This is a genomic window from Hominibacterium faecale, from assembly GCF_020734085.1.
Taxonomy (GTDB): domain Bacteria; phylum Bacillota; class Clostridia; order Peptostreptococcales; family Anaerovoracaceae; genus Hominibacterium; species Hominibacterium faecale.
Genome location: NZ_JAJAGH010000005.1, coordinates 1 through 12,775 on the forward strand (window position 1 = coordinate 1; position 12,775 = coordinate 12,775).

General features: G+C 48.5%; 7 protein-coding genes and 1 other annotated feature (1 of these 8 cut by a window edge). All 7 genes read right to left on the reverse strand.

The genetic code is table 11. The features are described 5' to 3' along the window. Positions 1-158 precede the first annotated feature (158 nt). The 7 genes from fusA to rplJ all read right to left on the reverse strand — a co-directional run bounded on the left by fusA (position 159) and on the right by rplJ (position 12,624). On the reverse strand, positions 159-2,222 hold the full coding sequence (gene fusA, locus LG211_RS05210; RefSeq protein WP_148396248.1) for an elongation factor G: 2,064 nt from the start codon (positions 2,220-2,222) through the stop codon (positions 159-161). Between the two features lie 30 nt (positions 2,223-2,252). Next, entirely contained in the window at positions 2,253-2,723 is a 471-nt protein-coding gene (rpsG, locus tag LG211_RS05215) for a 30S ribosomal protein S7 (RefSeq protein WP_148396130.1), read from the reverse strand. 293 nt (positions 2,724-3,016) lie between these two features. Next, complete coding sequence (rpsL, locus tag LG211_RS05220) at positions 3,017-3,430, reverse strand: 30S ribosomal protein S12 (protein WP_148396129.1); 414 nt, start codon at positions 3,428-3,430, stop codon at positions 3,017-3,019. Between the two features lie 273 nt (positions 3,431-3,703). Then, entirely contained in the window at positions 3,704-7,477 is a 3,774-nt protein-coding gene (gene rpoC, locus LG211_RS05225) for a DNA-directed RNA polymerase subunit beta' (protein ID WP_148396128.1), read from the reverse strand. Positions 7,478-7,501: 24 nt separating this feature from the next. Next, the gene (gene rpoB / locus LG211_RS05230; protein WP_148396127.1) at positions 7,502-11,200 is read right to left on the reverse strand and encodes a DNA-directed RNA polymerase subunit beta; all 3,699 of its coding nucleotides are present in this window, start codon (positions 11,198-11,200) and stop codon (positions 7,502-7,504) included. A gap of 458 nt (positions 11,201-11,658) precedes the next feature. After that, positions 11,659-12,036 carry a 50S ribosomal protein L7/L12 gene (rplL, locus tag LG211_RS05235; protein WP_148396126.1) on the reverse strand — a complete coding sequence of 126 codons (378 nt, stop codon included), beginning with the start codon at positions 12,034-12,036 and terminating at the stop codon, positions 11,659-11,661. Positions 12,037-12,099: 63 nt separating this feature from the next. Then, a complete protein-coding gene (gene rplJ, locus LG211_RS05240) occupies positions 12,100-12,624 on the reverse strand; it encodes a 50S ribosomal protein L10 (protein ID WP_148396125.1) in 525 nt (174 codons plus the stop codon). A 37-nt stretch (positions 12,625-12,661) separates the two neighbouring features. Then, positions 12,662-12,775: a sequence feature (ribosomal protein L10 leader region), on the reverse strand (it continues 23 nt past the right edge of the window).

The window sequence follows — 12,775 nt, forward strand, 5'->3', positions numbered from 1 at the left end:
CTTACCATGGTCTACGTGTCCAATGGTTCCGATATTGATATGTGGTTTGTTTCTTTCAAACTTTGCCTTTGCCATTTTTATTCTCCTTTCTCTCGACCCGCACCTGGCGGATCGCAATCCCTTCTTCCCACGGCCATGCCGTTTTCGTGGAAGAAAGGTTATTTATTGATGGATTCCACCAAGTTATCGGGCAGTTTCTCAAAGTGGTCGAACTGCATAACATAAACGCCTCTGCCCTGTGTCTTTGAACGCAGGTCTGTCGCATAACCGAACATTTCGGAAAGGGGCACATAACCTCTTACCGCAACTGCGCCGTTGTTCATGTCAGACCCTTCGATTCTGCCTCTTCTTGAACTGATGTCTCCGATTACGTCGCCCATGTATTCATCCGGAACTGTAACCTCAACTTTGAAAATCGGCTCAAGGAGTACAGGTTTCGCTTTCTTGCAGGCTTCTCTGAATGCCATGGAAGCGGCAATCTTGAAGGCCATTTCAGAGGAATCGACTTCATGATAGGATCCATCATAAAGTTCAACGCCAACGTCAACAACCTGATAGCCGGCAATCGGACCTGTCTGCATCGCTTCCTTAATACCTTCTTCAATTTTGCCGATGTATTCCTTCGGAATCGCACCGCCCACAATTGCATTGGTAAACTCGAAGCCTTCGCCCGGTTCTCTCGGGTTAATTCTGATTTTAACATGTCCATACTGTCCACGGCCGCCGGACTGCTTCGCATACTTATGGTCAACATCAGCAGGCTGTGAAATCGTTTCTTTGTAGGATACCTGTGGCTTACCTACGTTGGCCTCTACTTTGAATTCACGCAGCAGTCTGTCTACGATGATTTCAAGGTGAAGTTCACCCATACCCGCGATGATGGTCTGACCGGTATCTTCGTTGGTATAAGTCTTGAAAGTCGGGTCTTCTTCCGCAAGCTTTGCAAGCGCGATACCCATTTTTTCCTGACCGGCCTTTGTCTTCGGCTCAATGGCAATTTCAATTACCGGATCGGGGAATTCCATAGATTCGAGGATGATCTCATGTTTATCATCACACAGAGTATCCCCTGTCGTAGTATCTTTCAATCCTACTGCAGCTGCAATGTCTCCGGAATAAACCTCTTCGATTTCTTCCCTCTTGTTGGCGTGCATCTGCAGGATTCTGCCAATTCTTTCTTTCTTGCCCTTCGTTGAGTTGTAAATGTGGGAGCCCGCTTTGAGACTGCCGGAGTACACTCTAAAGAAGGCCAGTTTTCCCACAAACGGGTCGGCCATGATCTTAAATGCCAGAGCAGAAAACGGACCTTTATCATCAGCAGGCCGTTCTTCTTCCTCTTCTTTTCCTGGAACAATTCCCTTGATCGGCGGAATGTCCAGCGGAGAAGGCATATAATCCACAACAGCATCCAGCATCATCTGAACACCTTTGTTTCTGTAAGCGGAACCGCAAGTTACAGGAATCATTTCGCCGGCCAGAGTCTGCACTCTGATGGCGTCTTTGATTTCTTTCTTTGTCAGTTCTTCGCCCTCCAGGAATTTCATCATCAGCTCCTCATCCGTTTCGGCAACGGATTCCACCAGCTTGTCTCTCCATTCCTGAGCAGTATCTTTCAGGTCTTCCGGAATTTCCTCAACAGCAAATTCCTTTCCTAAGTCGTCTTTGTATATCTCTGCTTTCATCTCTACTAAGTCGATAATCCCAATAAAATCTTCCTGGGCACCGATTGGCAGCTGAATAGGCACTGCATTGGCCTTCAGTCTGTTTTTTACCATGTCTACGACTCTGAAAAAGTCAGCTCCCATGATGTCCATTTTGTTGACGAAGATCATTCTCGGAACACCGTACTTTTCCGCCTGTCTCCAAACAGTTTCGGACTGGGGCTCAACCCCGCCCTTGGCGCAAAGTACAGTAACCGCTCCGTCCAGTACTCGCAGGGATCGCTCTACCTCAACGGTGAAGTCCACGTGTCCCGGTGTATCGATAATATTGATTCTAACGTCTTTCCATTGTGCTGTAGTAGCAGCAGAGGTGATAGTGATACCACGTTCCTGTTCCTGTTCCATCCAGTCCATTGTGGCGGCGCCTTCATGCGTTTCGCCGAGTTTGTGCGTTCTTCCTGTATAGAAAAGAATTCGTTCTGTGGTTGTGGTCTTACCGGCGTCAATGTGCGCCATAATCCCAATATTTCTAGTTTTTTCTAATGGAAAACTTCTAGGCATCATATCCTCCCTTCTACCTGTTTTTACGCATTACCATCTGTAGTGAGCAAAGGCCTTATTGGCTTCTGCCATCTTATGCGTATCTTCTTTTTTCTTCACGGATGCGCCCGCATTATTGGATGCATCGATCAGTTCTTTGGCCAGTCTGTCGGCCATCGTCTTTTCGCCTCTGGCTCTGGTGTATTTTGTCAGCCATCTCAGTCCCAGGGTCTGACGTCTTTCCGGTCTTACTTCTACCGGTACCTGATAGTTGGCACCGCCGACACGTCTGGCTTTTACTTCCAGAACCGGCATGATGTTGTTCATTGCTTTTTCAAATACTTCCAATGGATTTTCGCCAGTCGTTTCTTCTACCTGTTTGAAGGCACCGTAAACGATCGCCTGGGCTGTTCCTTTTTTGCCGTCTAACATGATGCTGTTGATCAGCTTTGCTACAACGACACTTCCGTATACTGGATCTGGAAGCACTTCACGCTTTGGTACGTTTCCTTTTCTTGGCACTTCTCTTCCCTCCTTGCCATATTACTTCACTTTCCACGGTCTCGTGGAAAATTACTCTCCCCGCTTTCCTGAATACTCGAATTGAAAACGGGCAAGTGTGCTTTCGGTACTCGAGAGTATCAGCCTTATCCCGCCGAAACTCCCGCGGCGCTCATGACATAATAGTCTGTCCAGCAAGCGTTAGCAAGCTGCAAGACAAAGTTTATGCTAGAAATCCCAGCGAACTAAGTGAGCGCATGGATTTCATCGTATACATAAATCTATGATCAAGAACACGCTTTATTTCCCGATTACTACTTCTTAGGGCGTTTAGCGCCGTATTTGGAACGGGCTTTGCCTCTGTCTGCTACGCCAGCAGTGTCAAGTGTACCGCGAACGATGTGATATCTTACACCTGGCAGGTCCTTAACTCTTCCGCCTCTGATGAGTACAACACTATGTTCCTGCAGGTTGTGGCCGATACCAGGAATATAGGCTGTTACTTCGATACCATTCGTAAGACGAACCCTTGCAACTTTTCTAAGAGCTGAATTCGGCTTTTTCGGGGTAACGGTCTTTACAGACGTACATACGCCTCTTTTCTGAGGTGAATTAACGTTGGTCGGAACTCTTCTAATGGAGTTCATACCCTTACCCAGAGCCGGTGCAGTTGACTTTTTCACGCTGCTGGTTCTGCCCTGACGTACTAATTGGTTGATAGTAGGCATTCTTTTCTCCTTTCTTGCGCTGCTGTCCGCAGCCTGTTTGTCTATTTCAAACTCGATTTGAGCTTAAAATCTTTTTATGCACTCGAATCTCGGGCTTTGTCAAGCCCGAGACCGAAGTTAATTCTATCATAGGTTTCCACAAAAAGTCAATTTAATTCAAATATTTTTTATAATACAGAAAATATCCATTGCGTAGCATTTCCTGTATTTCAAAAAAGTTTACCTTGTGAAAGTGAGCGCGAAGCGCGAATAACGTTTCCGAAGGAAACTTTTTTATTCTTCATCAAACTCGATGATCTCGGAAGATTCTCCTTGAATCGGCGCCTGAGCTACTTCTGCGTCGGCATCTGCCAGTTCCAGATCAGCATCATCCTCCAGCTCAAAGATTTCTTCGATATCGGCTTCAATTTCGTCGACTTCGATTTCCGGCTGACGGCTTACAGCCTCCATTTCCGGAGCTTCTGCCAGAAAATCATCATCCTCTTCTTCCTGCTCAGCCATCATCGCCGTATAGGCCTCCATGAGAGCTGTATTTACACCATAATCCAGGTCGATATTCTTATAACGTTTCATACCGGTTCCCGCAGGGATAAGTTTACCAATGATAACGTTTTCCTTAAGACCAAGCAGCTTATCGTTTTTACCCTTGATCGCCGCGTCGGTCAGCACTCTTGTGGTTTCCTGGAAGGATGCCGCAGACAGGAAGGAATTGGTTGCCAAGGAGGCCTTGGTAATACCAAGAAGAATCCTTTCGTATTTAGCCGGTTCCTGATCCTCCGAAAGCGCCGCATTGGCCTCCTCGATCTCATGCTTGCTGTACTGTCCTCCCGGGAGCAGCTTGGTTTCACCCGCATCGGTGATCTTGCACTTGGAAAGCATCTGACTTACGATTACTTCTACATGCTTGTCGTTGATATCTACACCCTGTTGCTTATACACTCGCTGCACTTCCTTGAGCAGGTACTGATATACACCCTCTACGCCGTTGAGCCTTAAGATATCCTTCGGATCCAGCGGTCCTCTGGTAATATTCTGTCCTGCCAGCACATAGTCGCCTTCTTTCACATTGAGTCTGGCGCCGTAAGGCACGATATATTCCCGTTCCTCTTCGCCGCGGACTTTAACCAGCGTCTTGTTGTCTTTTCTGGCTTCGATGGAAACCACCGTGCCGTCCGCTTCGCAAATTTCGGCCAGACCTTTCGGCTTTCTGGCTTCGAACAGCTCCTCAACTCTAGGCAGACCGTGGGTAATGTCGGAACCCGCTACACCGCCAGTGTGGAACGTTCTCATGGTCAGCTGGGTACCCGGTTCTCCGATGGACTGGGCGGCTGTGATGCCGACCGCCTCACCGATATTAACCGCTTCGCCGGTGGCCAGGTTGCGGCCGTAGCACTTGGCGCAGATTCCCGTCTTGCTGTGGCAGGTCATTACCGAACGAATGGCTACGGATTTGATGCCCGCATCTTCGATGGCCTGTGCCTGATCTTCTGTGATCTCTTCATTCTGCTCCACCAGCATCACGCCAGTTTCCGGATGATAGATATCCGTAAGCGAGGTTCTGCCGATGATACGCAGTTTCAGCGATTCGATTACTTCCTTGCCGTCTGTGAAGGCTCTTACTTCGATACCTTCGTCTGTGCCGCAGTCAAATTCGCGGACAATGACGTTATGGGAAACGTCAACAAGTCGTCTTGTCAGGTAACCGGAGTCAGCCGTTCTCAGCGCCGTATCGGCCAGACCCTTTCTGGCGCCGTTGGAGGAAATAAAGTATTCCAGTACGGACAGCCCTTCACGGAAGTTGGCTTTGATCGGCATTTCGATGGTTTTACCTGTGGCGTTGGCCATCAGACCACGCATACCGCCGATCTGTCTGATCTGGTTCTTGCTGCCTCGAGCTCCTGAATGGGCCATGATGAACAGATTGTTCAAAGAACCCAGGGAGTCCATCAGAGCGTCGGCCACATCGTCGGTCGTCTTGTTCCAAATCTCGATAACCTTCTCATATCGTTCCTGGTTGGAAACAAGTCCTTTACGGAAGGCTTTTTCATATTTGTCAACCATTTTTTCCGATTCTTCAATGATCCCCTGTTTTGCTTCTGGGATCTCCATGTCGGAAATACCAATGGTAATGGCTGCTCTTGTGGAATAGTGGAAGCCCATGTCTTTGATATAGTCCAGCATGATGGCCGTCCCGGTGTTTCCGTGGATCCGGTAGCAGCGGTCGATGATCTGTCCCAGCTTTTTCTTATCGCACAGGAAGTCGATTTCCAGCGCATAAGGATCGGCTTCCCGATCGACAAAGCCCAGGTCCTGCGGAATTTCCTGGTTGAAGATAAATCTTCCAACCGTGGATTCCACCAGCTTGCCCCGCTTGTCGTCTTCGTCCTTATACATGCGGACTTTTACTTTGGCGTGAAGCCCCACTTCTTTATTCTGATAAGCCATCAACATTTCGTCGATGTCGGTAAATACTTTTCCGTCGCCCTTTTCGGCCGGCGTGTCTCTTTCATCCACGCCAGGATGGGTCAGGTAGTAGCTTCCCAGGATCATATCCTGCGTCGGCGTTGTGATCGGAGAACCATCCTTGGGCGCCAGAATGTTGTTCACGGAGAGCATGAGGAATCTGGCTTCCGCCTGAGCTTCAACAGAAAGAGGTACGTGTACCGCCATCTGGTCGCCGTCAAAGTCAGCGTTGAAGGCTGTACATACCAGCGGATGAAGTTTAATAGCTTTTCCTTCCACCAGCACCGGCTCAAAGGCCTGGATACCCAGTCTGTGAAGGGTCGGAGCACGGTTGAGCATAACCGGGTGTTCCTTGATGACGCCTTCCAGCACATCCCACACTTCCGGCCTTACTTTTTCAACCATTCTCTTGGCGCTCTTGATGTTGTGGGCGTAACCGTTTTCCACCAGCTTTTTCATGATGAAGGGTTTGAACAGTTCCAGAGCCATCTTCTTAGGCAGACCGCACTGCCAGAAGCGCAGCTCCGGTCCGACTACGATTACGGAACGGCCCGAGTAGTCGACACGCTTACCCAGCAGGTTCTGTCTGAAACGTCCCTGTTTTCCTTTGAGCATGTCAGACAGGGATTTGAGCGGTCTGGATCCCGGTCCTGTTACCGGCCGGCCTCTTCTGCCGTTATCGATGAGGGCGTCCACCGCTTCCTGGAGCATTCTCTTTTCGTTTCTCACGATGATATCGGGCGCGCCCAGCTCCAGCAGACGGTTGAGTCTATTGTTACGGTTGATTACTCTCCGATATAAATCGTTCAGGTCGGAGGTGGCGAATCTGCCGCCGTCCAGCTGAACCATCGGTCTCAGATCCGGCGGGATAACGGGAATCACTTCCAGGATCATCCACTCCGGTTTATTGCCGGATGCTCTCAGAGCTTCGAGAACCTCCAGACGTCTTACAATACGGATTTTTTTCTGTCCGGTGGCGTCCTTCAGCTTGCCCCGCAGTTCTTCAGACAACTCTCCCAGGTCGATATGGGTCAGCAGCTCTCTTACTGCTTCCGCGCCCATGGCAGCCTTGAATTCATTTCCGTATTTCTCTTTTGCTTCTCTGTACTGCTGTTCGGTCAGCACTTCTTTATACGCGAATTCCGTGGAACCGGGATCGAGCACAATATATGCGGCAAAGTACAGGACCTTTTCCAGATTTCTCGGCGATATGTCGAGAACCAGTCCCATTCTTGACGGGATGCCCTTAAAGTACCAAATATGGGATACCGGCGCGGCCAGCTTGATGTGGCCCATCCGCTCTCTTCTAACCTTTGCTTTTGTAACTTCAACACCGCATCGATCGCAGACGATTCCTTTGTAACGAATCCTCTTGTACTTTCCGCAGTGACATTCCCAGTCCTTTTGAGGTCCAAATATCCTTTCGCAGAAAAGGCCTTCCTTCTCCGGCTTTAAGGTCCTGTAGTTAATAGTTTCAGGTTTTGTAACCTCTCCGTGCGACCATTCCAGGATCTTCTCTGTGGAAGCCAGGCCGATCTGCAGGGATTCAAAATTATTTAACTCATAGTTGTTGTTTTCACTCATTGGTCACTTCTCCTTCCCTATTCCCTATAACCGTTCATCCGGATCTTCGGCCAGCACGTCGTCTTCCAGGTCATCCTCCAAATCGTCATCGTCCGGCCCCTCTTCTGAGAAACCGCCTTCATCGAAGATTTCGTCTTCGTCGGCAACATCAGGATCAGCGTCGATAATATCTTCGATGGCGGACAAACCTTCCATCTCCGGCGCCTCCTTGATTTCAATCTCTTCGTTGTCCTCGGTCAGAACTTTTACATCAAGTCCCAGACTCTGCATTTCTTTGATCAGAACCTTAAAGGATTCGGGGATTCCCGGTTCAGGAATGTTCTCGCCCTTGACGATTGCTTCATAGGTCTTGACACGCCCTACGATATCGTCAGACTTAACCGTAAGGATTTCCTGCAGAGTATATGCAGCACCGTATGCTTCCAGTGCCCAAACTTCCATTTCCCCAAAACGCTGTCCGCCGAACTGGGCTTTTCCTCCCAGAGGCTGTTGGGTAACCAATGAATACGGACCTGTACTTCTGGCGTGAATTTTGTCGTCTACCAGATGGTGAAGCTTCAGCATATACATGTAGCCCACGGTTACCGGATTATCGAACTGCTCGCCAGTACGTCCGTCTCTTAATTTCAGTTTACCGCTTTTATCAACGCCGACTTCATCCAACAGCTGAATGATATCCTTTTCGTTTGCTCCATCAAATACCGGCGTAGCGATATACCAGTCTTTTCTCTTGGCCGCCAATCCCAGATGAACCTCCAGCACCTGTCCGACGTTCATTCGGGAAGGTACACCCAGAGGGTTGAGCATGACCTGCAGGGACTGGCCGTTTTCCATAAACGGCATATCTTCTTCCGGCAGGATTCTGGAAATAACACCTTTGTTTCCGTGGCGGCCGGCCATCTTGTCTCCCACGTTGATCTTCCTCTTGGTGGCAATATAGCAGCGCACCAGTTTGTTTACGCCTGGAGGCAGCTCATCGCCGTTTTCTCTTGAGAAAATCTTTACGTCGACTACAATACCAGTCTCTCCGTGAGGAACACGAAGCGAGGTATCTCTAACTTCTCTGGCTTTCTCTCCGAAAATAGCCCGCAGCAGTCTTTCTTCCGCAGTCAGCTCTGTTTCTCCCTTTGGAGTTACTTTGCCAACCAGAATATCGGATGCGTTAACTTCAGCACCAATTCGGATAATGCCTTCTTCATCCAAGTCCTTGAGCGCGTCTTCGCCCACATTGGGGATATCTCTGGTGATCTCTTCCGGTCCCAGCTTGGTATCCCTGGCTTCGGATTCATATTCTTCAATATGGATGGATGTGAGAACATCCTCCATAATCAGTCTTTCATTGAGTATGATTGCATCCTCGTAATTGTAGCCTTCCCAAGTCATGAAGCCGATCAGCAGGTTTTTGCCCAGTGCGACTTCACCGTTTTCCGTGGAAGGACCGTCGGCAATTACTTCTCCGGCCTCTACATGTTCGCCGTGACAGACAATCGGTCTCTGGTTAATGCAGGTTCCCTGGTTAGAACGTTTAAATTTAAGCAGTGTGTATTTATCCGTTCCTTTTCCGTCATCCCTGCGGATGGTGATTCTATCGGCATCGACGAATTCTACCGTACCGGAATTTTTAGCCAGCTGTACGACACCCGAATCCTTAGCAGCCTTGTGCTCCATTCCGGTTCCGACGATCGGCGCTTCCGTTACCAGAAGCGGAACAGCCTGACGCTGCATGTTGGAACCCATCAGCGCCCGGTTGGCGTCATCGTTTTCCAGGAAGGGGATCATCGCAGTAGCCACAGATACAACCTGCTTGGGCGAAACGTCCATATAGTCGATTTGATCTCTCGGCATCAGGTCGATTTCTCCGCCTACACCGCGGGAAGCTACCTTCAGATTGACGAAGTGTCCTTCTGAATCCAGCGGTTCGTTAGCCTGGGCTACGATTTTATCTTCTTCATCATCGGCCGTCAGGTAATGGATTTCATCCGTTACACGGCCTGTCTCTTTATCTACTACACGATACGGAGTTTCGATAAATCCATATTCATTGATAATTCCATAAGTTGTTAAGGAGCCAATCAGCCCAATGTTAGGGCCTTCTGGTGTCTCGATGGGGCACATTCTTCCATAATGGGAATGATGTACGTCACGTACTTCGAATCCGGCTCTCTCTCTGGACAGTCCTCCCGGACCCAGAGCCGACAGTCTTCTCTTGTGTGTCAGCTCGGCCAGCGGATTGGTCTGGTCCATAAACTGGGATAGCTGGGAGCTTCCGAAAAATTCTTTGATGGAAGCCGTCACAGGACGAATGTTCATCAGCGCCTGAGGCGTTGCGATTTCGATATCCTGTGTGGTCATTCTCTCTTTAACGGTTCGCTCCATTCTGGCAAGACCGATGCGGAACTGATTTTGCAGCAGTTCGCCCACGGTTCTCAGTCTCCGGTTGCCCAGATGGTCGATGTCATCAACTTCTCCAATTCCATAGTTCAGGTTGAGGATATAGCTGACTGAGGCGATGATATCGGCGATGAGAATATGCTTGGGCGACAGGTCATGCTTTCTGGAAACCAGGGCTTCTTTAAGAGATGCTTCATCGCTTCCTTCGTTTTCACTGAGTATTTCCATCAGTACCGGATAATAAACCTTATCCGGAATCTTGGTGTCGGAAAGGTCGAATTCCACGTAGGTGCTGATGTCGACGAACTGGTTGCCGATTATTTTTGTCACGGTCTCTTCATCGTTTCCATACGCGAAGATATGATGGACGCCGGCGTTTTCAATCTGGCGGGCCATCTGTGCATCGATGCGCTGGTCTTTTTCAACCAGAATTTCACCGGTATTGGGGTCTGTCACATCTTCTGCTGCGACACGATCCACGATCCGGTTGAAGAGTCCCAGTTTTTTATTGTATTTATATCTGCCTACTTTGGCAAGGTCATATCGTTTCGGGTCAAAAAATAAGGAATTGAGCAGAGACTCGGCGCTTTCCACGGTAGGCGGCTCTCCTGGTCTGAGCTTTTTATAGATTTCTTTCAAACCTTCTTCGTAGCTGTCAGTCGCATCCTTTTCCAGGGTTCTTCTAAGTCTTGTGTCTTCTCCGAAGGTATCAATAATCTCCTGATCGCTTCCCATCCCCAGTGCTCGAAGGAGTGTTGTGACAGGCTGTTTTCTGGTACGGTCAACTCTTACTGAGATGATTTCATTGGAATCCGTCTCATATTCAAGCCATGCCCCCCTGTTTGGAATAATGGTCGTCGAGAATAGATTTTTACCCGACTTGTCTATTTCTACCGCATAATAAGGTCCCGGAGAACGCACCAGCTGAGTTACCACCACTCGCTCGGCGCCGTTATAGATGAAGGTACCTTTTTCGGTCATCAGCGGGAAGTCCCCCATGAATACTTCCTGCTCTTTTACTTCCCCTGTTTCTTTATTGATTAATCTTACTTTTACTTTAAGTGGAGCTGCATATGTTACATCGCGTTCCTTACATTCCTCCTGCTCGTATTTGGGAGGATCGTTTAAGGAATAGTCGATAAATTCAAGCACTAAATTTCCTGCATAATCCTTAATCGGGGATATGTCCTCAAAGACTTCCTGCAGGCCTTCTTTGATGAACCAATCGTAGGAATCCGTTTGAATCTGGATCAGATTTGGCATTTCCGCGACTTCATTGATCTTGGAAAATGTCATACGGTCTTTTCTACCTAATTTTACTGGCTTTGGCATATTTATCACTCCTTATATCTCTAACAAATTACATTTGCGTGGCAGTCTAATATGATATCACGGAGGTGTCAATTTGTCAACATTATTTTTGGAAATTTCTAGTTTTTTGCTTTCGGGTGAATAGATTTGGTCATTTGCGATGGGGATTTTGCCCGATAGGCGGGGCGTGATCGGGTGCAGCCCAGCGAGGGGAGGCGACGCATAGAAATAAGGAATATTTATTTTTACAGCAACCGATTTTGCCTGATGTGCCGCATTGTTCAAGCCGCCGCTTGATTGATCAGCTGCCTGGCCTTGGCCCTATCAGCCTTGGCACGAGATTTAGACCAGCCCGCCAGGATCCAGTCAGGTTCTGGAAGCAGGCTGCGATCCGGGAAACGTTCTGTAAAAAACAGCATTTTTTATACGCAAAAGCAGGCGGGAACGCATCCCGCCTGCCAGATTGTCCATAACTGCGCTTATTTCAGTTCTACCTTTGCGCCAACTTCTTCCAGCTGACCCTTGATTGCTTCGGCTTCTGCCTTTTCAATGCCTTCTTTTACGTTGGACGGAGCTCCGTCAACCAGCTCTTTTGCTTCCTTCAGTCCCAGGCCGGTGATTTCTCTTACAGCCTTGATAACCTTGATCTTTTCTCCGCCAACTTCTGCCAGAACAACTGTGAATTCAGTCTGTTCTTCTGCTCCGCCTGCTGCTGCTCCGTCAGCTGCCGCTACTACAACGCCTGCTGCTGCGGACACACCAAATTCTTCTTCGCAAGCCTTTACAAGCTCGTTTAATTCCAGTACGGACATTTCTTTTATAGCTTCAATAAATTCAGCTGTTGTTAATTTTGCCATTCTAATTTACCTCCAATTAAATTTTAATGATTCATAATAAAACTTTCGTTTAAATTGTTTCTCTTAAGCTTCTTCTGCCGGTGCAGCTTCTGCTCCGCCTTCGCCTTTTTCAGCGATCTGGTTAAGCACACGTGCAAAGTTGGTGATCGGGGACTGGATGCTTCCCATGAACTTTGCGATCAGGTTTTCCCTTGACGGGATCTTGGCGATCTGTTTTACGCCTTCTGCATCAAAGAATTCACCTTCAATGACACCTGCTTTGAATTCCATTTTTTTGTATTCTTCGATCACTCCATTGATGACTCTGGCCGGAGCCGTAGCATCGTCGTAGCTGATGGCGAATGCGCTGGGTCCTTCCAGGGCCTGACCCAGGGACTCATAGGGAGTGCCTTCGATAGCTCTCTTAGCCAGCGTATTCTTGTAGACGGTATAGTCCACATCTGCCTCACGAAGCTTTCTTCTCATTTCGTCAGCCTGCGCAACTGTGATTCCCATATAGTCGATCACTATGGCAGCCTGCGCTTTTTCCAGCTTTTCTTTTATCTCGTCAATGATGACCTGTTTTTCCTGCCATGCTTCTTTTGACATACGTTTCTCTCCTTTCCTGAGATTTGGTTTGCGGTACGCCGTAAATGAAAAGCCTTGATCTGCGAAGACAAATCAAGGCCAATATACATTCATTTATATTGTACCTCGGCGGGATGATTAAGCTCGTATCAACATACTCGCCCCCGCTGTC